General features: G+C 56.0%; 16 protein-coding genes, 1 tRNA gene and 1 riboswitch. Of the genes, 2 read left to right on the top strand and 15 right to left on the bottom strand.

Annotated features, from left to right (window positions below):
- Positions 1-281: 281 nt before the first annotated feature.
- The 6 genes from ACP90_RS21825 to ACP90_RS21800 all read right to left on the bottom strand — a co-directional run bounded on the left by ACP90_RS21825 (position 282) and on the right by ACP90_RS21800 (position 4,954).
- Positions 282-1,115: a hypothetical protein gene (locus ACP90_RS21825; RefSeq protein WP_062490014.1), complete on the bottom strand. Its 834-nt coding sequence runs from the start codon at positions 1,113-1,115 to the stop codon at positions 282-284.
- Positions 1,100-1,795, bottom strand: a complete 696-nt coding sequence (locus ACP90_RS21820; RefSeq protein WP_201030419.1) for a hypothetical protein — start codon at positions 1,793-1,795, stop codon at positions 1,100-1,102. The genes ACP90_RS21825 and ACP90_RS21820 overlap by 16 nt, the downstream gene beginning before the upstream one ends.
- Before the next feature lie 268 nt (positions 1,796-2,063).
- Entirely contained in the window at positions 2,064-2,252 is a 189-nt protein-coding gene (locus ACP90_RS21815; protein ID WP_062490011.1) for a hypothetical protein, read from the bottom strand.
- Between the two features lie 363 nt (positions 2,253-2,615).
- Entirely contained in the window at positions 2,616-4,166 is a 1,551-nt protein-coding gene (locus ACP90_RS21810) for an IS66 family transposase (protein ID WP_062488578.1), read from the bottom strand.
- A gap of 54 nt (positions 4,167-4,220) precedes the next feature.
- Complete coding sequence (tnpB, locus tag ACP90_RS21805) at positions 4,221-4,574, bottom strand: IS66 family insertion sequence element accessory protein TnpB (protein ID WP_023001579.1); 354 nt, start codon at positions 4,572-4,574, stop codon at positions 4,221-4,223.
- A complete protein-coding gene (locus tag ACP90_RS21800; RefSeq protein ID WP_023014559.1) occupies positions 4,571-4,954 on the bottom strand; it encodes a transposase in 384 nt (127 codons plus the stop codon). Before ACP90_RS21800 ends, tnpB begins: the two co-directional genes overlap by 4 nt.
- 152 nt (positions 4,955-5,106) lie before the next feature.
- Between ACP90_RS21800 and ACP90_RS21795 the strand changes: the two genes are divergently transcribed.
- Positions 5,107-5,649, top strand: a complete 543-nt coding sequence (locus ACP90_RS21795) for a recombinase family protein (protein WP_062490010.1) — start codon at positions 5,107-5,109, stop codon at positions 5,647-5,649.
- A gap of 172 nt (positions 5,650-5,821) precedes the next feature.
- Here ACP90_RS21795 and ACP90_RS21790 read toward each other — a convergent pair whose 3' ends face one another.
- The 7 genes from ACP90_RS21790 to ACP90_RS21755 all read right to left on the bottom strand — a co-directional run bounded on the left by ACP90_RS21790 (position 5,822) and on the right by ACP90_RS21755 (position 19,943).
- Positions 5,822-6,289 (bottom strand): IS110 family transposase, encoded by a 468-nt coding sequence (locus tag ACP90_RS21790; protein ID WP_062490008.1) that lies wholly within the window; start codon positions 6,287-6,289, stop codon positions 5,822-5,824.
- The gene (locus ACP90_RS21785) at positions 6,289-6,498 is read right to left on the bottom strand and encodes an IS110 family transposase (RefSeq protein WP_062490007.1); all 210 of its coding nucleotides are present in this window, start codon (positions 6,496-6,498) and stop codon (positions 6,289-6,291) included. The genes ACP90_RS21790 and ACP90_RS21785 overlap by 1 nt, the downstream gene beginning before the upstream one ends.
- 171 nt (positions 6,499-6,669) lie before the next feature.
- The gene (locus ACP90_RS21780; RefSeq protein WP_062490006.1) at positions 6,670-9,783 is read right to left on the bottom strand and encodes an AAA family ATPase; all 3,114 of its coding nucleotides are present in this window, start codon (positions 9,781-9,783) and stop codon (positions 6,670-6,672) included.
- On the bottom strand, positions 9,780-10,427 hold the full coding sequence (locus ACP90_RS21775) for an ABC-three component system middle component 1 (RefSeq protein WP_062490005.1): 648 nt from the start codon (positions 10,425-10,427) through the stop codon (positions 9,780-9,782). The genes ACP90_RS21780 and ACP90_RS21775 overlap by 4 nt, the downstream gene beginning before the upstream one ends.
- Positions 10,424-12,949, bottom strand: coding sequence for an ABC-three component system protein (locus ACP90_RS21770; protein WP_088665290.1), 2,526 nt, complete (start codon positions 12,947-12,949; stop codon positions 10,424-10,426). The genes ACP90_RS21775 and ACP90_RS21770 overlap by 4 nt, the downstream gene beginning before the upstream one ends.
- A 568-nt stretch (positions 12,950-13,517) precedes the next feature.
- Positions 13,518-19,526 (bottom strand): ATP-binding protein, encoded by a 6,009-nt coding sequence (locus ACP90_RS21760; protein ID WP_062489999.1) that lies wholly within the window; start codon positions 19,524-19,526, stop codon positions 13,518-13,520.
- A 343-nt stretch (positions 19,527-19,869) separates the two neighbouring features.
- Positions 19,870-19,943, bottom strand: a tRNA-Gly gene (locus ACP90_RS21755).
- Between the two features lie 169 nt (positions 19,944-20,112).
- Here ACP90_RS21755 and ACP90_RS21750 point away from each other — a divergent pair.
- Positions 20,113-20,913, top strand: coding sequence for an ion transporter (locus ACP90_RS21750; protein WP_031269660.1), 801 nt, complete (start codon positions 20,113-20,115; stop codon positions 20,911-20,913).
- Between the two features lie 232 nt (positions 20,914-21,145).
- Here ACP90_RS21750 and ACP90_RS21745 read toward each other — a convergent pair whose 3' ends face one another.
- Positions 21,146-21,694: a YigZ family protein gene (locus tag ACP90_RS21745; RefSeq protein WP_062489997.1), complete on the bottom strand. Its 549-nt coding sequence runs from the start codon at positions 21,692-21,694 to the stop codon at positions 21,146-21,148.
- A 6-nt stretch (positions 21,695-21,700) separates the two neighbouring features.
- Positions 21,701-22,837 (bottom strand): 2'-deoxycytidine 5'-triphosphate deaminase, encoded by a 1,137-nt coding sequence (locus ACP90_RS21740; protein ID WP_062491861.1) that lies wholly within the window; start codon positions 22,835-22,837, stop codon positions 21,701-21,703.
- Positions 22,838-22,975: 138 nt separating this feature from the next.
- A riboswitch (SAM riboswitch) is annotated at positions 22,976-23,055 on the top strand.
- Positions 23,056-23,062 lie beyond the last annotated feature (7 nt).

The following is a 23,062-nucleotide window of genomic DNA, read 5'->3' as shown; positions in this document are numbered from 1 at the left end:
AAAAATGCAGAAACACTCTCGTTAATAAGAGGCACGGGTAACAAGATCAGCGCAGATGGAAATTACAATAACTCAGGCCCTGAGACCTGTGAGGTCCGTCTTCGAAGGCTTTCGCAAGCCTACCGGCCCCAGAGACTCTTTAAGAGAGCGGAAGTGCCGATTGCGGGAAATCCGCTATTGGAAAAAGTTCAGTATCAATGGAACCCAGAAAAAAATTTTTGCGACTCTAGCCCCTAAATTTTCGAGGACGATGTCAGGTGCGAATTTTTCCGGGGCGATTTCTATTCTGCCGACGGATCTTTGGAGACACCCTTGAAGTGAACGTTTCGTTGTTTTGACAAAATAGCAGGAGATCTTGCCTCAGGAGGCGGGCATAGCCCTTGGCTGGTAAGCCTATTTTCTGTAGTGAGCTCGGGTTTCGGTGTGCCCATTACTGATGGAGGGACAGGTATTGTCAGCTGCATTCCATGTGTTTGGATCAGTAATGTTTCCGCAGTGGATGTTGACGAAGTATCTCGGCCTGCGGTGGGTACGAAGAAGCTAACCGCGATGGCGATGGTGAACGCGACCACGCCGTTGCGGATGAGTTTAATTGCTGTCGATGCTTCATTTGAACGAATAATGTTCATGATTTGAAAGCCGCTCGCAGCCTTCCTTATCTCATCCGCTGCCTCGTTTCCGCCTCGCGCAATGATGCGAAGATAACCAGCGCCATACCCATATCGCGGCTTCGGGCGGAGACCGCTGAAACCGATCAGGGCGCCACATAGAAACATGCTCATCGACACGAAGAGAAGGACTGCGATGACCGTCTTTGCTGGCGTCGCGGCCAGCCCATCGAAGATGGTTTTGGAAGCAACGCCCCCCACTGTGACGGCCACAGATAGTGCAACAGTCAACTTAGTCAGTTTTTCGTCAAGCTCTTTGGCACGGGTCCATTCGGTCTCTAGATATTTAGTCAGTTGGTCAGTGTCTAATGCCCTGATGTCGTCAAACTCCGGAGCTGTTTCCCAGGCTTCAAGCTGCCTAGCCAGCTTCCGATTAACGGTCAACATGCCGATTGCATCAGGCACCGCCCGCTTCGCCAATTTTCGAAGCTTCAACAGGATGGACATGCCAATTCCTCTGCAATTGCAGCGGATAAGCCGCGCCCTTCTCGGTCTAACCATCCCCATTCGCCAGTTGGATTGATTTCGATGAACCAATAGCGCTCATCGGAATGAGCTAAGTCGATCGCGCCAAATCGCAAACCGAGGTCGCGAACAAGTGAACGACAACGTTCGGCTATATCCATGGGAAGATCGTAGTCCCGATAAGAAATTTCATTCTTGGCTAGGACGCGCCAGTCGCCATCGATGGCTCCATGCTCACTAGTGATGGCGTCACACCACAAGCGATCTCCGACAACTGTTACTCGCAGGTCTAATTTGGGGGCGAGGACGCTTTGACAAGTTGCAGGTGCGAAGTGGAAATGCTCGTCAGCGCATTTTGCCCAGTCAATCAAAGTCGTGTAGCCGAAATGCTGATAGTGTTCATCCTGTAGCAGCACCGTATCGACGCTTTTCAATGCGATTCGAGTGCCGATCTTACCTGGGACGTCTGCCTTGGGATCATTCGTCACCAGTGTTGATGGCACGTCGAAACCAAGAGCTGCTGCGCGCCTCAATTGGTAGGGCTTAGACTCTGCTTGATACGTCTCTGCCGGATGGTTCATCCAGATCGCATGGTCGAACAGCATCATGCCGCGCATGGCGCCTGACCATTGTGAGCGTTCCAACTGTTCGGTCGTCGTCAATCTGCGACCCGGAGTATTTCGGAGAAAAGTTGCTTGCCGCCACCACACCGATCGCAATTCAGATCCCACATGCCAAGTTTGGCTATCATATCGGCACGTCATAGTGGCTGCCAAGGGGTCGATTGAGAACCTTAAATCGGCAAGCTGATCTTGGTTTATACGCAAGAACGATACGCCTTGCCGAGAGAGATGGTCGCATATTCTGTCGGTCGAATAATCCAACAATCCGGACAGAATAAGAACAGCGACACTATTTTCTGTCATGGGATTACTGACCCTTTTGATCCTCACCTGTCTCGAGGTCATTTTTTTTGGTCTGTATGTCGCATCGAGTGTCGTAAGCGATCAAGCCCTCGTTGTTGCGCCAGACACCGGCGGCGAAATCATACTCGGCATCTGCCGGCACGGCGATTTTCCCGAGTTTTGTCGCCTTTGCCTCTCGCTGTAGAACGTGCATCGTCGTATCCCTCTCCGAGCAAGTCGCGTCTGCCGATGGTGCTAGCCGCTCCTATTGAACACTTGTGTCTCATAGCACAGGCGCTCCGCAAGCGGCCAGAACTGAACCGAACGTTTGCTTACGGGTCGCTTCGAAAGCACTCTGAAAGCGCCGGACGGCAAGTCGCGGCTCTTTCTGCGTGATCCAAAATCAGTAAAGGACCAAGAGCTGCCTATCGCAAGCGAGCTTCACTGAAAAGGCAATCTCACTAGGGTATACCAAAACGAGACAAGCTATTGAGACAACAAATATGTCTCAATAGGGTTGATTTAATATTTTTGAGACGATATAGCGCTGTAAGCGCCGTCTGCGGCCCACCGGGTTTCATCTTGACGGGGTGAAGTTCCACGGCAGGAGTTCGTCGATCCTGCTTTTCGGATGACCGCCAGCAATGGCTTCGAGGGTGGCCTTGAGATAGGCGAAGGGTTCGACGTTGTTGATTTTCGCGGTCTCGATGAGCGATGCGATGCGGCCCCAGGTGCGGCCGCCCTCGTCATGGCCGGCGAACAATGCATTTTTCCTGTTCAATGCAATTGGCCGGATCAAATTCTCGACACTGTTGCTATCAATCTCGACACGGCCGTCGTGGAGGAAGGTCTGCAAACCGTCCCAGTGACGATGGATGTAGGCAAGCTTCTCGCCGAGACGGGACTTGGCGGAGACCCGGCGGCGTTGCTCTTGCAGCCATTCGCCAAAGGCGGCGACCAGAGGCGCGGTGCGGGCCTGCCGGGCCGAGAGCCGCTGCCCGGGCGCCGTTCCGCGGATATCGGCCTCGACCCTGTAGAAGTCGGCGATCCGGCGCAAGCCTTCGGCGGCGATCTCGGAGCCGTCTCTATCGAACACCTCCTTCAGTTTCCGCCGTGCGTGCGCCCAGCAATGGGCCACGCGGATCGGATCGCCACCCTTGCGGGACGGGCGCGTCAGGCAGTTGTAGCCCTGGTAGCCGTCGAGTTGCAGGACCCCGTCGAAGCCACGAAGGATTTTCTCCGCGTTCTCTCCGCGGCGGTCAGGCGCATAGAAGAAGACCACGCCGGGTGGATCGTCCCCGCCCCAGGCCCGGTCGTCTCGGGCCAAGGCCCATAGATATCCGGTTTTCGTCTTGCCGCGGCCCGGATCCAGCACCGGCGCCGTGGTCTCGTCCATGAACAGCTTGGTCGACACCTTCAGATGCTCGGCCAGCCGGTCGAACACCGGGGCGAGGTGGAACGCGGCGGTGCCGACCCAATCCGCCAGCGTGCTGCGATGGATATCGATGCCCGACCGGGCAAGGATCTGGCTCTGCCGGTGCAAGGGCAAATGGTCTGCGTACTTGGCAACCAGAACATGCGCAATGGCGCCTTCCGTCGGCAGACCGCCTTCGATGAGATGCGCCGGTGCCGGCATCTGGGTGACGCCGTCGGTACAGGCGCGGCAGGCGTATTTGGGGCGGACGGTGACGATCACGCGCAGCTGTGCGGGCACGATGTCGAGCCGCTCCGTGCGATCCTCGCCAATCTTGTGCATCTCACCACAGCCGCAGGGACATTGCAGGTTGTCGGGCTCGATCACACGCTCGATGCGCGGTAGGTCCTTCGGCAGGTTGCCCCGGTTGCGACGGGCCGGACGGCGGGTTTTGCCCTCGGAAGGGATCTGCGTGTCCTGGCTTTCCTCAACCTCGGCGATGGCAGTCTCGAGGTCTTCGAAAGCCAATTGCCGTTCATCTTCGCTGAGTTTCTCCGACCTTTTGCCGTGAACCGCGTGGTTCAACTCCGCGACCAGGTGCTCCAGGCGCCTGTTGATCTCCTTGAGCGCATCCCTTTCGCGCAAGAGCGCGGCGACAGCATCACGCTGGTCGGCGGGGATCGCGGAAAGGTCGATGGCGACAGTGGAAGGCATGGGCCGAGAATAGCCCGAGGCGGCTGCGGATGCCCGCCATTTCCGGCACCTGATTCATTCTGCCGCAGCCGGAGAACGAGCCTCCAATGCCTTCACCTTGCGCCAGTCCAGGCCCGAGAACAGTGCCTCGAACTGAGCATGGTTCAGCGACATCATACCATCCCGAACGGCGGGCCAGGTGAAGGTCGTATCTTCCAGCCGCTTGTAAGCCATGACCAGGCCGGTGCCGTCAAAATACAGGAGCTTCAAGCGGTCGGCTCGCCTGGACCGGAACACAAAAACCGTGCCGGTGAACGGGTCCTTGCGCAAAACGGACTGGACCAGGGCGCTTAGCCCATCATGTCCTTTTCTGAAGTCGACTGGCTTTGTCGCCACCAGGATACGCACCCGGTTCGAGGGGAAAATCATGATCCACGCCCAAGGGCGCACACGATATCGGCAATCCTGTCCGGGCTCACGGAAGCGTCCAGCCGGATTGTGGTTCCGCCGTGAATGATCTCCACCGCGGCCAGCGGCTTCGCATCCTCTTCAATGGACACAGGGGGCGGTTCCAGAACGGCCGGTACAAACTCGGCTCCCGGAAGATCCGGCACCACAAGTTTGCCCTCCCGTGCCAAACGCCGCCATGCCGAGAGATGGTTGGGCTTCATGCCGACACGCCGGGCGACCTCGTTCACTGTCACCCCGGGAAGATAGGTCTCCGCGACAAGCTGCCCCTTCACTTCATTGGGCCAACGGCGCATTCCCGTGTCGCGCGGCAAAATCTCATAACCGCATACGGACTCCATATGGAGCTCTCTATGGACTCCCAAACCCGCCTCCATTCCCAAATCAACAATGGGTATGGATTCCTGCATCACGACGGAAGTGAATAGGTGGGGGACAGCCGCCGCTTACATAGCGCTGTCATCTAGACCCTATTGAGACATTGAGGTTCGGTATGGCAATTTATGGTTACGCTCGCGTCAGTACGGCCGAACAGGATTTGACCGTCCAACTTGAAGCGTTGAAATCGGCTGGGTGCGAAGTCGTCCGAGAGGAAAAGGCATCGGGCACAACACGTGCCGGACGGACCGAGCTTGAGACCTTGCTCGCATTCCTGAGGCCCGGTGACACGCTCATGGTGACCCGAGTTGACCGCTTGGCTCGTTCCATAGCAGACCTTCAAGAAATTGTTGGATCTCTGAGAGAGAAAGGGGCCTCACTAAAGGCCACTGAACAGCCAATCGACACATCAAGCGCCGCTGGCAAAGCGTTCCTCGACATGCTTGGTGTCTTTGCTGAATTTGAGACGAACCTTCGTCGTGAGCGACAGATGGAAGGCATCGCCAAAGCGAAGGCCAATGGCGTCTACAAGGGGCGCAAGCCCAGCGTAGATATTGAGGCAGTAAGGACATTGAGGGCTGCGGGCTTTGGTGCTTCCGAAATTGCCAAGCGTTTGGGTATCGGTCGCGCAAGCGTATATCGGGCATTGGAAGCGTAATTGGCACGCCGAACAGTTCCATAGGTGCTACGGCTTGCACCTATTCGCAGCCCGAATGCAAACTTCGCGGATGATTGCCTAAATTAATTGATCTTATGCGAGTTAACAAAATGGAGTTAGTCGTGAATAACTACTGATTAGTTTCTGCTGGATTGCAAGCATCAACATCGGATTACATCACATAGAATTCGCAGCCAAATTTAAAACAGATTACACTCAGCCGCTGCATGTCGGCGTCGGTTTTGGCAGGCGCCTTAATCTCGGCATCGATGGTTGCAACCCGGCAATTGATCTCTTCCAGCTCAGATGCCATGTCTGACTGCATCAAGACGATCCGTTGCGACAGATCGGCAACGCCCTTCGCCGTCAACTTCGTCAGTTCTTTCTGGAATATGTGACGGCCTGTACCGACACGGATGCCGCGTTCCATCAGAAAGGCACGGCCCTGATTGATCAGGCGGGTCCTGTCCGACACCTGACGTTCACGCGCACGGTGTAATGCCTGGAGGTCGAGCTGCTCTTCGGATTTGATTGGGATGAATGGCATGGTCGGTCGGGTGGTGGCTTCGGCGATCGCCTCCGCATCGCGGTCGTCATTCTTGTGAACCTTCACATAAGGTCGGACATACAGCGGTGACATCAATCGGGGTCATGCCCATGTTCGAGGCCGAAGCGCCCGATGTGATGTGCACCCCCGCAGGCCTCCATTGCGACAATACAGCTTGGCAACTCCGCCAAGAAATCCAGCAACCGGAGTCGTTTGCGAAAAACTACAGTGCCGCTGGCATCAAGCCCCGCAAGGCTACAAACCGACTTGCCCAGATCAATCCCAAGCACTGTGATGTCCATCAAAATGCTCCTTCTTATCCACCATTACGCGCAACAATAGTTGCGTCTCGGTGGGAAGGTAGTTCATCCCATTAGTTCAACCTTATGATCTGACAAGCAATGGTTGCAGAAAATGGCCAGTGGCCGCCCTTGCTTACGATCACAAACCCCAATTTTTACCGAAAATCTCCTTTACGCGGATGCAACTAAGGACGTCACGCTTTCCGCCGGCCTGTAGGTCCATTCGACACCGTCTTGTCCGGTCCCCAGCAGATTGAGGACGGCGCAGGGCAGGCTTCGAGATGCCATCTTGCGCCGCAGAAACTCAGCCTGAGCGCGGTCGTGAGTTGATAAGAGCACCTGATATCCACGGCTGGCCACCAGATTGCAGACGAAATCCGCGAACGCCGCAGCGTGGATAGTGTCGTTGTGTTGCAGCGGGTCATCTAGGACCAACCCCCGCCAGCGAGACCATGGGTAGGTCAGGCTGGCGGCACACAGCATACTGACAGACAAGGCCGCCATTTGGCCTTCGCTATGTATCAATCGTGCATCTATAGACGCGATCTCGGGAGGGAGGGCCTGCCCCTCTTTTGTTGGCCGCTGTTCGACGCGGCGGTTCTTAACATGTGACTCCAAACCTACCCTTGGATCGCCCATGATTGACCTATTTATGGCCTTCATCAGGGTGTCGAGAGGCTGCATATAGCTGGTGTTGAAATCCGCCAGTTCGTCGAGAATGTCTGAGCTCGCGGCCTGGGCGATGTCCTTTGTCTCTCTGGTTGCCTGCGCGAGTTTGACCTTAGCAAACACGCGATCCTGCGCCTCCTTACGAAGCTGTAGTCTCTCGCTGTTCGGTGCACCATCTACCGCGGCCCGCAGCCGCTCTAATGCTGCCAGATGATTATCTACGAGAGCTTTGGCAGCTCGACCGTCCTTCAGCCGCTTCAGTAAATCGTCGGCATCTCCCAACTTCTCTCGAAGTCTACTGATGGTCGTTTTCTGCAGAGTGATCGAGTGCTTGTCGGGTACTTCCGATTGAGCGAATGCAAGTCTCCGCCAAATTTCCTGGGCGTCAACTTTTCGTCGCGCGACAGCGGCGATCTGATCAATAGCCTGCTGCTGACGCGTCCTTGCGATGGGAAGAGCAACGTCAAGTGATGCCAGCCGCTGTTCAATCGCCTGCCTCGCCTGCGTTGCCTGACGGCTCTTTTCCTCAGCTGCTGAAAGATCACTCTGAGTTCCACGGATCGCTTCTGCCAATTGGTTTTCGCCAAGATCGCCAACGATTTTCACGAGCTCGCGAACGGACGACGCCGCTGCGTCGAATTCCGCTGCAATAGTTGACTGTGTTTGGGTTGCGGTATTTAGTTGAAGCTGAGCTTGGTCACGCCTCTTGGTGGCGGTGGCCTGCTCGCCTCCGGGTGCAAAGAAGTCGCCGTTCACTAGGTTCCGCCAATACCACTTGCGCTGCCTCAATCTCGTTATTTCTTCGGCGCTCCTTGCCAGTTGCCTATGACGCTCTTCAGCGACCATACGATCAACCGCGGTGTCGCCGAACACGCCAACACCCGCCTCAGTCCTTGCGCGTTCCTCGGATTGGAGTTCTTCAATGAGCGTGGTCAGCTCTTTCTTGGCGGCCTTCAATCGGTCGAGACGGTTGGTGGCTGTCTCAGAGCGCTGCGACGCGGATTGAACGCGCTCCTCTTGCACAAGAACCAGGGGAGCTAGCCTTGCTGCAGCACTTGCTGCGCGTTGTTGTAGTTCGCCATTAACCTCAAAGTGGGTCGCGCAAACAGGACAGTCGCATGCATCGTGCGGAAGGTTGGCGGCGACGCTAGCGATCGCGCTCGACATTTCCGAGACCGTCTTCCTTAACTCGATAAGGACGGCGTTCTGCTCATCAAGGAGTGTCTTCGCTTCTCGAGCCGATACTTCCGCCTGCTCGATGTCCAAGTCAAGTGTGGGGAAGCGCAACTGGGACGACTGTATCGACGCCTGCAGCTCTGCAACCTTCACATCGTGAGCAAGCCACAGCTCTACTTTGTGCCTCTCGATCTGGGCTAATTGGCTCCGTTCATCGAGCCGGCCCACATCACTCTCAATTCGACGCACGATCTGCAGCCGACGTTCCAAGGCCTTCACGGTTAGGTTTTCGTCGGCGACTGCCTTTTGAGCCCTTGCGAGGGCAGCGTCCGCCTCCTCTTTCTGGATCTGCACAACTGTCTGGGCAGTCTTTGCGTCTCGCAAGCCGGTCAGCAGACTGAAGACTTCTCGGTGCTCTTCTGCCAAACTGGTCGCACTGACCTCATCGGCCTTAGCCTTCTCCAATGAGGCCAGGGTCTCCGCATGCTGTGAGGTCATTGTCACTACCTGCCCGTCAACGATGGCCTTTGCAGCCTCTTGCTCAAGCACTTGCTGTGTCGCACTCTCCCATGCCTCAAGCACAGACGTGGCTTCTACTAGCCCTTTTTCAAGGATCCGCAGCCGTTTCCGCTGCTCATCGAGACGCCCGTCCAGCCACGAGATCGTGTACTGATCGAAGCCAGCTACTCGCGTCTGAGGGGTGTTGCCCACCGCATCATCCAATAGCTGCGAAATGATGTGGGCCGCCTCTGTGGCAGCAGCGTCATCCAAGGCGCCAACTCCGGTCAAACCGGACCAAAGGTTCGCCTCTGTGTCGAGAATACCTTGGAGAGCGTCTACCTCGTCATTCAGCAGTTTTATCCGACCGTTATAGGCTCGAGCGGTTTTCGTGTTGCCTTTCCCATGAAGCGCCTTTGCGACGTCTTCGATCTCCTTGCTTTCTGCTGCCTCCTTCAGGATATCGAACCGTTCACTCGGATCTCGATTCGTGAGCCGGGACATCGTGGACTGCCCAAGGAAGTGGGTAAGTAGCAAGTACCTCGAGAGTCCGGAAATGCTCCGGCCCCAATTCTCGTCTTTTAAGAATTCCGTGATGTCATCGATGTTGCCTCCCGTGACCGACTTGGTAGCCTCGGAGGAAGACAGGGTGCGCGAAATACATTTCTCGCCAGTGAAATCCATGGTCACGGACGTGGGGCCAGGCGTTCCTTTGCGCCATCGGCAAAGATAGCTGCCAACTTTTTTGACGCCGTCGGCATCACGGAAGTGGTCAATCTTGTCTGTCAGCGCCCATTCGAGTCCATCGAATAGTGAAGACTTACCGATACCGTTGCTGCCCTGGACAATGAGCACGCCGGGCCCGTCACGGAGGCGAATATCCAACTGTCTGAAGGTTCGGTACTGTTCTAGCCGGACACGGGTAAGGTAAACGTTGCTCATCTCGACGCCTCCCAGGTCTGGACAAGTTCTGTCACAAGGCTTTCTGGGTCGTCTATTAACTGCTCTGCGAGCGAAACCCACTGATGAGCCACATCCTGATCGAGCCCGTGTTTCTCGAGAAGGCGCTGAGCCAACTCGTGGGTCTGATCGAGTTGGGCGTCACTCACCGCCGTCACTTGCTTCCATGGCATCGACAGAAACGTTCTCGCCATGAAAGCGTCGAATGACTCCTGCATCTCCGTCTGTTTCGGGATCCAAACAAGTTTCCGACAGACGGTTTCGTCACGTTCGATTAGATCGACCAGTCGCGCCCAGTCGCCTGTTGGAGTAGGAGCGGTTGCACATAGCAGTAGATGTGCGTTAATGACCTCTCGCTCATACATGTACGACCTGGCGACAACCATCTGGGCGTGCAGCTTTTTGAGTGCGCTCATAACACCCTCAACCGTGTCCAGAGCTATAGGAGCAACGATCACCGGATACTGACCTAGGCGGAGACCAAACAGACCAGGTATCGCCTTCGTCTCGGCTTCGGCCGGCCGGCTGCGAAACGTCGGAGAGGTGAAGTCTTTGACTTCATCGACCCGCCAACCAAGTTGCTCCGTCGCGGCGGTCAACAGGAACTTTAAAACCTCGGGTGTCATGTCAGTACCCTATCGCGATCGTTGTTCTGCCGCTCACGCCACGCCTGGAATTCTTCCCTCACCGCAGTTTTCCACGCGGGAAGCCCGGTCTTGAGTGCCGTGCGCCACGGCCCATCGTTGCGAACGATCGCCGGTTTGGTCCGTCGCGCTACATCAAGCCCAGTTCCGGGATCTCCGCCGTTCATGATTGTATCATCAGGTCCTGTTACAGATACCTCGGAGCTGCGGGAAAGGATTAGGGCGTCGACATCCCAGTGTTCGGGCATACTCCATTCAGTGAGCAGGCCGCCATCGTCCAACTTATCGGCAGACGAACCCAGTGCATGCCCATTCTCGTCGAAGCTAAGATTTCCTCTGGGTACTGAAGCCGGCTGGAGCGGCTCGCCAAGATGAGTTGCAAGGATCAGCACCAATGCACCAGCCATTTGCTCTAACACCGTTACGTCGCCGCTCCATGGCTTTGCGCTCTCAGAGCCGATACTGCCTAACCAAGCAAAGAAATCACGGCGAAGGGCGGGTGACGCATCAAGTGTATGGCGCCATCCCGCCCAAGTGGCAAGAACCTCAGCGAAAACATCTGCTGCGATTGTTCCCAAAGTATCGCATGTGCCAACAGCCTGCGCTGTTTTGAGAATTGCATCCAATTGTCGGACTAGGGAGGCGTCGACATGCTCTCCGATATTGATCGCGCTGACCAACCGATAAGGGTAGCGTGAAGCCGCTGTCATAGCGATAGAAGCGTTGGGCAGCCTGGATTTCCACGCTTCTTGCACGGTTGCTCCAAGGCTGAGGGAGATCTTACCTCCACTGGCTTTGCTCAAGCGGATCAAATCATCAGCATCGATTTTCTCCGGTGGCACTTCTAGTTGCACAATGATAGGCGTGGCTGCGGACTCACACTGGGTCACGAGCTCCTCAAGCGAGACCTGGCCGCGCTGCACCAACGTCTGAGTTGCGACGTCCCAAGTGACTAATATGGTGGTGGCTTCAAGTGCAGATCGCCCAGCGAGCTGCGATTTTCTGGCAGCGTCGGCAAGTTTATCCAGCCAGAGGTCGAAAAACACAGTATAGGTTTCGGCATCGAGCGTGGGCGGGACAAGCAGGTCGGGCTTCGCCTCGAACCGATCCGTGGATACCCTCTGATACTCGTCAAACTGTTCTTTGACCGGGTGATACCGCTCGTTCTTATTTGGACCATGCCGCAGGATAACATGATGGAACCGTTCCACAAGAGCTGCCCCATTTAAGGTTATCCCAACAGGCTCAAGACCATCTGCGTGCTCGATCACATTTTCGATCTTACCGGAGCTGCGGCGGACGACGACACCTTTCTGCTGAGCTGCGTGCAGGACAGCGAAAACCATGGCTTGGTTGAGCTGAGCTGCCTTTCCCACCGAGAACAGCGGACCGCTCGAGTTGACGGTAAGAAGCCGATCGGTCCGGAGCTGAGGCACAAGCCGATCTAGGATCCCCCGCTCATTAAAGATCGGGAGCACATTCTTTTCGAAATTCGGCTCCAGATCAGCATCCGGCAGGAGACCATCATACGCCCTCAGGACAGTAGTCCTCAGGATGTCCCGATTGAAATAGCCGAGGAAGGTCTCTGTGAAGGGGACGTGCTCGAACCCGTCGATAAGGAGGTTTAGGATGTCAGTTAGTGCGCCGTCGCCATTGCCGCTTACAAGATAGGTCGCATGCGCAATGGCCTCGACCGCGGCTGTCCCGACGCCCCGCTCCTTCCAATAGTCATATGTGTCAGCCGCCCCAACCGTCCGTTCGTCGCCAAAGCCCATGGCGAGGAATACCTTCTGGACGATTCTTGATGCTCCATCGGCGAAGGTCATTCGCCATTCTGTACCGGACTTTTCTAGCTTCTCAAGGCGAGTTCCCTTATTCCAGATAAGCTTCGGGAGCATCGCGTTATGGCTATGGAATTCGGCTGCAAGCCGCTTCGCGATCGGCTTGCCGGTATCCAGATCCCAGTCGAGCAACGGCAACCCGGCGCTCTTGTCGAGCGAGCCCGGCGATGGCCATTCGTAGATATGGGGATGGAGCAGGCGAGGCGAAGCGCTCTGAAGTTGAAGCACTTCAAGCGCCGGGTCGTATAGGGCAACGTCGTAATCCAGAAGGGCCAACGCCAATGCGCAAGTCACGCCCGCGGCGCCAGCACCGACAACGGCCACTGTATCGTACGGTTTAAGCATACCTCGCTCGTGCAGCGCTCTGACCAATCGGAATGCACGTACCTGCTGGGAATAGAATGTGATGCGCCGCTCGAACGTGCCTAGAAAATATATGCCGTCGCTTCCCGGCAGCGTGCTTGCCGTAATCCATTCATTAAGCGTATCTGCGATACCGATCATGCCTACTTTACTCGGCGCGGGCATCTGCGCGCACAGCGCGGCGCCGGCCAATTGCTCCCAACACTTTGTTTGCCCCACCTCAGGATCTCCCAAGAGATCCGAAACACCGCATAAATCCTTGCCGGCAAAGTCCGGCCCGCGCAACAGTGGATCTATCAAAAAACACCCCAGAAGGTTGAGTGTACCGTTTTGAAGTGACAGTTGGGGAGAACGTCCGCTTCTGGCAATCGGCAGAAGAAGCCTAATGAGGGAATTGGGGGCGGGTTACTGACTGACAGATAATGGGAGGTTCAGCCCCTCTGTTTCGGGGGCGTGAAGGGGCTGTCGGCTTTCGAGCAGTTCGCTTCAAAATCAGACGTTAGGGAAGACAAAATCTTCCGTAACGCTGCCTTTCCGCTACCGCCATGCGAGCAGACTGCCCCTGGCATCAGTAGCGGTTCGAACCGTGCCGGCCACCCAGCCTGAACCGTCAAGGACCCGAAGCAAAACGATTGGGTCAGTTATCTCGTTCGCTCCAAGATACATTGCTGCGTGCGTGTATGGACTGTCCGTGACCTGCAATATCTGTTTCTCGTGCTCATTGGGCATCAGAGGTCGGTACAGTAGGACATCGCCTGGCAGAAGTTCACCGAAGGTAATAATCGGCAGAGTTTCGCTCGGAACGTCATTCATAGAACCACCAACTTCCTCTTCGTCGTTTCAGTCAAATCTCATTTCTAGAAAGCAGCTATTGGCTCTCGCGTTGATGAGCCGAAACGAACTCACGACGACCGCTTTTTCCGCGTTCGCCGGAAAAGGTGGCGATGACTCTTGCGGCTAGTTGAAGCGTCCCTGCTACTGCCTCAAGTTGTGCCCTCCCATCGGACGTGAGAAGCAATAACTGCCCCGTTCCAAACCTTTCCCCTTCATACTGTGCTTGCTGCTTTGTGCCTTCTACCCATCGGATCGTTCTTGCAACGAGGCTTCCGGAAGCGTCAGAGAACTCAAGCGGATTGGTATCAGTGCGGCTCCATCCGAGCTCTTTGGCAACGAACGGACAAATGGTGATTGTCTCATTTCGAAAGTCGCCAAACAGATCGCCGGGAATGCGGCAAACGAGTGGGCTTTCGGACTGCTTATACATCGGCCGGAGATAGTCGTGGGAGAACAGCCGAGGCAGACCACTGATACCTTCTGTTATATCAACACAGCTAGGCAGCATCGTGCGGTGAGCGTCGGCGGAAGAGCGGACTGCTTGGATCAAAAAATGGGAATCTTCCGCCAGGATGAATTCATCGGTTAATAACGTGGGTCGCAGCATGCTCTCGCAGTATTCGAGCCACTGATCACCTTCGATACCTCCATACTTCCGTATGGCCAACTCAGGCCAAATCAGCCAACTCGGCCTTGGATTATCCTCAGGCAGTTTATCAGACATAGATGGCCCGCCCATTTCATCCCAGAGGGCGCGAAACACATTGGGGTCGACAGCACCGGCGCGTTCCAATTCACGCAAAACTTTTCCAAATGCTCTGAGGCAAGACGAGGCCATAGGTCGCCGATAAGCAAACTTCAAGTCCAATCGGCGGAGTTGTCCCGCTAGCTTGTCTTCTACACCTGGCCCGAAGGCGGATTGCCCACCTTCTTTGCTCATGAAGCTCGCACACCGCCTACGCAGTAGCTCCAAAGGTACGTGAGTAGCATCCGCAAGGAGACGAAGAGTACCTCTTAGCATCGATGTCCATGTCCACGGGTCATCGGACCAAACCGGTCGTTGTCCAGACAAAAGTCCGGGGGGGGGATCGAAATTGTCCGCTTGGTCGGAATTCGATGGCAGAAGCGAATAGAAGGCAGGTAGGTCGGTTGACGGGAGGTCGTCCATTTCCTCTCCGATATCATGCAGCACCTTTCGCCCGATTACCGAGACGACGAAGTCGTCGTCCAGGACAAGTTCGTTTGCTTCCTTGATGACGAATGCGCGCAAAGAAGTGTCTACCCTTAGACTGTGCAGCAGGGCAGCGCGTTCACGCCCTCCATCCGAGTAGACTTGCAGGTAGTTCGCAAGCTTGTCAGCAAAGCCGGCGCCTTTGCCACTTTTAGAGATCAGGCGTCCGGCCCGCCGCGCATGGATGGTCACCTCCGGGCAGCACAATTTGAAAGCAAAAGCGACGATGAAGGCGAGAACGTCGGAGTATGTTTGAGCGCTTTCGATTGTATCGACGGGCTCGGCAAGCCGAAACTCTCGATACTCCTTTAAGTGCTCTTCAGTCTCCGACCAGAATTCACTGAAGGGGATTGGATCTGAGATCACCGCAAGCACGTCATCGAGGTTCAAGAAAAGCGAACTGCCGTGTGTCTGGCCCGCTGAAAGCTCAGTGACCAGGACGTCAAACCCCTTGTCGATCGCCGTCCTTCCTTCTAGCTCCAACCGAAGCCGTTGCACTTCAAGTTTCTGACCGCCCATGAATGTTGACCAGTAGCCAGAGAACGCGGCCATTTCGGCGAGTTCAAAGTATGTGATCGCCTCCTTGCGAAGGCCAAGTTGCAGGAAACGCCGCGAAATTGCACAGGCAGCTTTGGCATCTGCGACGATGTGAGGTCGCTTGGCGATAAAGTCCTTGATGTCTTCCTTGCTGGAGCTAAGAAAAAGACGTTCTGCTGCGCGGGCATATGAATAGTCGACTCGATCTCCATAGGTCGTCTTTCCGTCGCCGGCAGCAAGAAGAGAGCCCAAGGAGTCCGCTTCAATGTCGACTGAGACATTAGGTTTGGAACTATGGCCGCGCGGCTCTCCAAGGGTAAATCGGCGAAGCTCCTCGGCAACCTCGGCGGCGCCCTGCATCAGCGGCTCTATCGATAGTGTTGCTTCGGGAGCAAACTGAATGATCTCCTTCAGGATGATTTCGCGTTCTGAGGGCGGACACCAGCGCTGCACTGACGACAGAAGAATTGAAATTGGTTCCGCCCTTTCGGCAGGCGTGAGCGCGGGAAGCGCCATCTTAAGACACCGCTCGATCCCTCCCTTTGCGAACGGCACGACGAGGCAAGCGCAGGCGATGATGGTTTTACCAGCAAGGGTTGGGTCATGCTTAGCAACGGAAGCAAGGGCGGCCTCCACAGTATCGGCCCAGGTGGACAGACTACTTTGGAGCAACCTGTTAGTGACCCCTGCAAGGACACGAGGACTCGCTCCAGCGCCATCCAAGAGATCCGCGACCAGCCGGGCGGCCGTCTCATCTCCTTCAGTCTGTTCCATGCCAAGAATGAACTGGGCGAAGGCGAGACAAGATCTCTCCATGGAGCTTGGAGAAGTCTCGCAGGCATTTAGGAAAGACCAGGCCCAGAACTCATATTGAGGTTCCTTCTTGGCCCTCAACCAATAGCCAAATGTATCTTCGTGCATAGCATCGAGTGTGGCGCGTGCTTCGTCCGCGAGACCGATGTGACAATATGCATGCGCGCGAGACGCGCAGGAATCTACCACCTCCTGGGGAGTGCGGCCGGATCGCCCAGCGGCCCGTGCAAGGTCAATGCGCGTTCGTGCAGCAGCGGAGTCGCCGTTCACGTTGAATACTGCTTTGGCGAAATTGACCCGGAAACCTTCGGACCCCGCAAGGTTATTGTCTCCGCGCGCTAGCCTATCATCCACTGTTGCGACAAATTCGTTGAACGCTGTTTGTCCGCAAGTCTCGGCTATCTGGACAAGGTGCTGAGCAATGCTGCCGAGAGAGCCAACAAACCGGTATGCAGCGAGATCATCGGGATCCTGTCGCGCTTGAGCGAAAAAGAGGACAAGGGATTTCAGCGCCTTCATCGTCAGGCTGGTTTTTTGCTCGGAGGCAAGAGCTCTTAACGCGCCCAGCTCTCGCAATTTCAAGTGGGCCGTTGCCAGGAGCGTGCTGCCGTCCGGATCGCGGGCACAGGTTTCCTCCGGAATCGATACGCTTAAAGCTGCACCCAGGAAGGCGGTCTCGATGATCGCTTGAGAGAGGTCCCCTAGGTCTTCTTGCATTGTATCCTGACGATCGAGCCTAGGAACCGTTAGCTTGGAGGCAAGCCTTACCGCGAGGGTCAGGTCTCCGAGTTTTCTCGCAGCGAAGGCGGCTGCTCGTCTCCACGATGAATGTGTTGCATCGAGATTTCTGGATGCGAGTGCGAGACATTTGAGGGCTTCATCTCGCTTCTCATCTTTAAACGCTAGTTCTGCTGCATGCACACCCAAGCATGCAGCTTCTTCGTCGGATAATTCGAGCAGCTTTTTGATCTCTGACAAGTCTGTGATGTGCTGGTCGCTGACAACACCTAAGGCAAGGCTGAACTTAAGTCCGCGCCGTGTACCCGAGCCATCGTCGTCATCATGCGTCCAATGTGTCTGTACGACAACGGAGTCGACCAGTGCAGCGAGCTTCTCGAGTGGCCGGAAGCGCTGCGCTCTCTCGATCCAACCACGCGCGCGTTTCATTTCGTTGTATGGATCGAAGCCCTCTCCAGCGAAAAGAACCTCAAGGGGCTCATTGGCTTCAAAAACTTGCCGAGCTCGCTCAGTATCTCCTTTATACCAATAGTGGTCGACAAGTTTGAGCCAACCCTCGCCACTCTCGCCAACCTCAAGAGCGTGCCGGGTCGCGAGCTCAACGTCTCCAAGTTCCAGTAGGAGCTCGACGAAGTCGATATTGCTGACTGCCTCCAAACGATATTCGAGCTCTTTCTCGACGAGCAGCCGGTTCAATAGGACGACACGATCACGTGTCGGCTTCACTGCGGCATAAGTAAGCCGCAAGTCCGTGTATATTTCGCCAGAGGGACGCAACGCGCGAAGCGATTGCCGGAAATAGCTCGGAGTGCCAAGCGCGAGAACCGCTGCAAGATCTCCAGCCCTCGACTGATACCGTAACTGAAACCAGTATTGTGGGTCGTCGAGCTGTGCTTTGTTTGCGATCACTGCAAGCTTTGAATGGATAGATTGCTCTAGTTCGTTGCTCGGTTTGCCGAACTTCCGACCGGTCTCCTGTGTCACAAATAGTCGGAAGCTGTTGTGGAATATGGAAACTCGGTCCTGGCGATCGATGGATAGCAAGAAACCAGCTGTCGCAAGGACGTCCTCGACGGCCTCTTCGTTGCTGCATTCCGCGAGCTGCTCGCATGAGAGCGTTCCTTCTGCCCGCGCGAGAAGACCTAAAGCCGCGCGAGATGATGGCGATGTGTCAAGTTTTTGCCAAACTCGCTCGTAGATTTGTTGGAGCGACTGACCCAGGCCATCAGTGTCGGAAAGGATTTTCTCTGCGACGTCGGCTTCGGTGACAGAACGAAGCGCCTCGATGAAGTAGCGTGCCGTCAAAGGATGGCCACTGCACTTTTCAAACAGAACGTCTCTGTCGACGATTGGGAGAAGATTGGCTGCGTCTGCTAGGGCAAATACAGCTGCCTTGCTCAATGGCTCAATCTTGACTGTTCTGTCACCCTCTTTTACTTGCTGAATAATCGTCGCTTGCAAACCGGGAAGTTCGATACGCTGAGTGCCGAGGACAATCACCACGCCTTCAGGGACAGCTACGGCGGCCGGTAACTCGGCTAAAAAGCTAACTTCGGGATTTTCCTCGCGCGGAACATGGTCTAGCCCGTCAATGACGATGATTGTCTTCCGACCTGAATCCGTATACTTGGCCCCTGCGGCTTCTAGCTGTTTCGCAAATTCCGTCCTCAACCCCGAAAGTTTGTCGTTCGAAAACTTTGAGGCGTGAAGCCCCTGACTGCGCAGCTCGGCGATTATGTCGTTTAGGAATTCGCCTGCTTCGGCTCGGCCGAGACCGTGCCGCTGCCCGGGATGAAAAGCGAGGTACCTCGAGATACTGTAGCTGGGGGTCGAAAATAGCCCACGTTGCAGGAGTGTAGACTTGCCGGTCCCTGGAGGTCCAATAAGCGCTATGTAGCCCTGCGTTGTATGCTCAATAAGATCGAGCAGCTTTCTCTCTGACGCTTCGTTCTCTTGATAGTCCGGAGGAACTGGAAAGATGTGGACGTTGTGCTGGCTTAACCTAGATCGCCACCCCAACTTGTCTATCAGGTCTTGCTCGGTGTATCTCTGACCGGCGTTCGAGGCACGGACGAGTGCCGGAAGCAGGTTCTGGATCGCTGCTACTTTCGATCGGTTCTCTGGGGCAAAGTTGGCTATCGCATTTGCCTGAAGTGCCCGCTCATCCTTCAGCTCAAGATGTTGCAAAAACTCGAGGAAGGCAGATTGACTTAGGCCAGATCGAGTTTGTAGCTCTGTTAGCGCGTCCCTCCAAATCGAGCAAGCGATGGAATCTTCGTTAAGTTCTGCGTGCGAGATGAAATCGGCAAATGCAGCACTGTGACGTGCACCCTCAGCATTGGTGTTCGCAAGAACAGTATCGGAAGTGCTGAAGAGACCGGCAAAAACGTAACGTAGCTGCACGTTGCTCGTTTGGAAACGTTCTTTCAGGGCGAGCCAAGAAGCGGTCATTTCCGCAATCAGGGCACCTTTAAACTCTGTACCGAGTGAAACATACGTCGCACTCTTTTCGCTCTTTACCTGAGTGGCAACGACGCGCCCCTCGGAGTGCAGAACCAAATCGTCGAATATGCCGGCAGATGGCTCCGCGATCGATATAGCTTCGAGCGTTCCGTCTTGCATGTGTCGAAAGAGGACGCATGCCGAATACTCGTACTGTTTCCAGTACCCAGTTATCGCGTTCGCTTCGCCTGTCGAGGATGCTTTGTTTTGATTGGTTGCCATTCCTTAAAACTTAACATTCCGACCAGAAAAACAGAAGCTTGGCGAGCCTTTCCTTTTCCCGCCCCTTTTCCAATCCAAAGCGGCACGCTGTCCAAAGGTGAGCTTGTTGACGGACAGTAGGTTAGACGGGGTGGACAGGAACGGACAGCAGCGAGGAGCTTCGAAAATCGTTGAGATTGCCTCTGACTGGACAGCTTGGACGGCATGGACGGGAGATTTTCTAATAAGTCTTAGATTGAATATGCTGTAAAATATTGGAGAGTGAAACTCATCCACATGCTTCCCTATTGCTTCCCCGAAAATATGGAAGCCGAACAACATGTTGCTAAATATTTGAAAACATTGGAGCGGGTGAGGGGAATCGAACCCCCGTCTTAAGCTTGGGAAGCTTCTGCTCTACCATTGAGCTACACCCGCCGAACCTGATGAGCTTTCTGCGCCGACTTGCCCGACCTGTCAAGCACGCTTCTCTGATGGGTAGATGCTTTTCCAAAGCGCTGCGATCTTGCGCTGCGACGCTGAAATCGCCATGTTCCGGCCCGGGCAGTGCGGTACGCACGAAAAGACATCAAACCGGGTCATATATATGCGAAATCAGGTCAGGGCGCTGGTCACCTCCCGCAACTGGGAAGTCTGCATCATCGGCGTTATCGTTTTGAATGCGGTGACGCTCGGTCTGGAGACCAGTCCTGCTGTCATGGCAGAGGTAGGCAGTTTCCTCAGGCTGGTCGATCAGGTGATCCTGGGCATTTTCGTCGTTGAACTTGCTCTGCGGCTCTATGCGCATGGCCTGAAGTTCTTCAAGGATCCCTGGAGCCTCTTCGACTTCAGCATCGTTGCAATCTCGCTGATGCCGGCAACAGGCAACCTGTCCGTTCTGCGGTCGCTGCGAATTTTGAGGGCTCTGCGCCTCATTTCCGTCGTGCCGTCCCTGCGCCGTGTTATCGGTGGGCTGGTGGCCGCCCTGCCGGGCATGGGCTCCATCGTCGTTCTGATGGCGCTGGTCTTTTATGTCTTCGCCGTCATGGCGACCAAGCTCTATGGCGAAGCCTTTCCGGAATGGTTCGGCAATCTCGGCGCATCGCTCTACACGCTGTTCCAGGTCATGACCTTGGAAAGCTGGTCCATGGGCATCGTGCGTCCGGTCATGGATGTCTATCCCTATTCCTGGCTGTTCTTTGTCCCCTTCATCCTGTGCACGGCCTTCACGGTGCTGAACCTCTTTATCGGTATCATCGTCTCCGCCATGCAGGAGGAACACGAGGCTGAAGCCGACGCCAACCGTCAGGCCATCCATGACGACACAGGGCTGATCCTGGAAGAGGTCAGGGCGCTTCGAGCAGAACTGAAAGAGCTGAAGGCGGAAGCCGGCAAGACGCGGACGTAAGGCGGCGCGGTGGACTGAAGCAGAGGCATCAGCCGATGAACCGAGAGCTATAGACTATCCGAGGCGTCGTCCCTTGGCTGAACCGTGGGAACCAGGACACTCCGTCTCCTGAACCAATTGTCTCTTTGTGACCAAGATCCCCGTATGGATTGCCGGATCAAGCCCGGCAATGACGACTGGGGGAGGGGCCGGCCCTAGTGACTTGGAAGGAGTGACGGGACGTCGACGCTCCCTAAAGTTCAGCCAGAACCTCTTCCGGCCCTTCGACGGTCAGCGTCACTCCGTCTTCGGTGTAGTCGCGCGCCATCACCGTCAGGCCGAGGGTCTCGATCCGCCGTTCCAGTTCCGATCCGGACGCAAAATCTGCGCGAACTGTTTTCGACAGTATCTTTTGAAACAGTACCAGGTCGGCGTTGTTGATCGCATCCTGCGCTGCGCCTGAATAGGCTCGGGCCAGGCCCCCACCGCCGAGTTTCGTTCCGCCGAAATAACGCACGATCAGAACAGCGCAGTTGATCAGGTCTGCCCCTTGCAGCACGCGCAATGTTGGCATGCCGGAGGTGCCTGCCGGTTCACCGTCGTCCTTGCCACTCTCCTCAATCCGGTCGTCCTCCAGAAGTCTCCGGTGCGCCGTGACGATGTGATTGGCCTTCTTGTGCTCCTTGCGCAGCTCTTCCATCCGCTGGTCGAACATGTCCACCGGCACCAGATGCGCCAGAAAGCGGGACTTCCGGTCTTCCAGAAATCCTTCAAACTCACGGGTGACGGTTTTCAGGGCCATCGGCGGTCAGGCGGGTGCCTTGAAGTGCTTGGACAGCTTGAGTGCCTGGCCCTGATAGTTGGAGCCGATGCCTTCACCGTAGAGTGTCGCCGGGCGCTCCGCCATGTGTTCATAGACCAGACGCCCGATGGTCTGGCCGTGTTCCACGATGAACGGGACATCATGCGAGCGGACTTCAAGAACCGCGCGCGAGCCGACACCACCGGCACTGGCGTGGCCAAAACCGGGATCGAAGAAGCCTGCATAATGGACGCGGAATTCGCCGACGAGCGGATCGAACGGCACCATTTCGGCCGCATAGTCCGGCGGCACATGCACAGCTTCCTGGCTGACCAGAATATAGAATGCATCCGGGTCGAGGATAAGTTCCGCCCGCTGGCGGCGATAGATAGGTTCCCAGAAATCCAGAACGTCCTGCGCGCCGACGACATCCACATCGATCAGTCCGGAGTGTTGCTTGGCGCGATATCCGATCAGGCTGTCGGGTCCGGTCCCTTCCAGATCGATGGAGAGCTGCACACCGTTGCCGATGCGTTCGTTGCCACCGCTCATCAATGTGTGGGCCTTATGCACCTCTTCCAGCTCCGCATCGGGAATGAGCGATTGACCGCGCCGGAAACGGATCTGGCTGAGGCGGGACCCGGACCGCACGAGGATCGGAAAGGTCAGCGGCGAGATTTCGGCATAAAGCGGACCGGTGTAGCCGGCCGGAATGGTGTCGAAGGCAAGGCCGTTGTCTGTGATGACGCGGGTGAAGACATCCAGGCGGCCGGTCGAGCTTTTCGGGTTGGCAGTTGCCGAAATATCGGGAGCCAGGGCGAGGCTTTCCTGCAGCGGCACGATATAGACGCAGCCTGTTTCAAGGACGGCACCTTCGCTCAGGTCGACCGTGTGCAGTTTCATCTGCTCAAGCCGAGCCGCTACCTGGATGTCGGGGCCCGGCAGGAAGCTGGCACGCACCCGGTAGGCTTCCTTGCCCAGACGCAGGTCGAGGCTGGCAGGCTGTATCTGACCGGTGACAGGCGGCGCGTCCGCTGAAATCTCTCCGGCGGCGAACATGGCCTGGATTACCCGTTCCGGCAGAATGCCGTTTGCTGTGAGAAGTGCGCTTCCGTTCAAGACCTGACCCGCTGTGACGTTCATGAAGATGTTCCGCATTATGCTGGTCTATGGTCATTAAAGGATCGGGCCGCCCGCGCCAACAGGCATTCTGGCAGAACGGGGCTTTTGAGAGGATCGTGCGCAAGACAATTGACCTGTGCCTGCTTTTCCCGTAGGACAGGCTCACTTCGTGGTGATTTGGGCCGGCCGGCTTGCAGCCACGTTAAACAAGTTGCTAAAAAGGCCGGAGGTGAGAACCCCGGTCTT

The organism is Labrenzia sp. CP4, from assembly GCF_001579905.1.
In the GTDB taxonomy this organism is placed as follows: domain Bacteria; phylum Pseudomonadota; class Alphaproteobacteria; order Rhizobiales; family Stappiaceae; genus Roseibium; species Roseibium algicola.
The sequence above is the reverse complement of the archived record's forward strand: the minus strand, read 5'-3'. Positions and strand labels throughout refer to the sequence as shown.

What these genes read in the sequence shown, in the direction of transcription:
- ACP90_RS21825 (WP_062490014.1), bottom strand. Translation starts at nt 1,115, where the DNA reads ATGTCCATCCTGTTGAAGCTTCGAAAATTGGCGAAGCGGGCGGTGCCT.
- ACP90_RS21815 (WP_062490011.1), bottom strand. Translation starts at nt 2,252, where the DNA reads ATGCACGTTCTACAGCGAGAGGCAAAGGCGACAAAACTCGGGAAAATC.
- ACP90_RS21810 (WP_062488578.1), bottom strand. Translation starts at nt 4,166, where the DNA reads ATGCCTTCCACTGTCGCCATCGACCTTTCCGCGATCCCCGCCGACCAG.
- tnpB (WP_023001579.1), bottom strand. Translation starts at nt 4,574, where the DNA reads ATGATTTTCCCCTCGAACCGGGTGCGTATCCTGGTGGCGACAAAGCCA.
- ACP90_RS21800 (WP_023014559.1), bottom strand. Translation starts at nt 4,954, where the DNA reads ATGGAGTCCGTATGCGGTTATGAGATTTTGCCGCGCGACACGGGAATG.
- ACP90_RS21795 (WP_062490010.1), top strand. Translation starts at nt 5,107, where the DNA reads ATGGCAATTTATGGTTACGCTCGCGTCAGTACGGCCGAACAGGATTTG.
- ACP90_RS21790 (WP_062490008.1), bottom strand. Translation starts at nt 6,289, where the DNA reads ATGTCACCGCTGTATGTCCGACCTTATGTGAAGGTTCACAAGAATGAC.
- ACP90_RS21785 (WP_062490007.1), bottom strand. Translation starts at nt 6,498, where the DNA reads ATGGACATCACAGTGCTTGGGATTGATCTGGGCAAGTCGGTTTGTAGC.
- ACP90_RS21780 (WP_062490006.1), bottom strand. Translation starts at nt 9,783, where the DNA reads ATGAGCAACGTTTACCTTACCCGTGTCCGGCTAGAACAGTACCGAACC.
- ACP90_RS21775 (WP_062490005.1), bottom strand. Translation starts at nt 10,427, where the DNA reads ATGACACCCGAGGTTTTAAAGTTCCTGTTGACCGCCGCGACGGAGCAA.
- ACP90_RS21760 (WP_062489999.1), bottom strand. Translation starts at nt 19,526, where the DNA reads ATGGCAACCAATCAAAACAAAGCATCCTCGACAGGCGAAGCGAACGCG.
- ACP90_RS21750 (WP_031269660.1), top strand. Translation starts at nt 20,113, where the DNA reads ATGCGAAATCAGGTCAGGGCGCTGGTCACCTCCCGCAACTGGGAAGTC.
- ACP90_RS21745 (WP_062489997.1), bottom strand. Translation starts at nt 21,694, where the DNA reads ATGGCCCTGAAAACCGTCACCCGTGAGTTTGAAGGATTTCTGGAAGAC.
- ACP90_RS21740 (WP_062491861.1), bottom strand. Translation starts at nt 22,837, where the DNA reads ATGAACGTCACAGCGGGTCAGGTCTTGAACGGAAGCGCACTTCTCACA.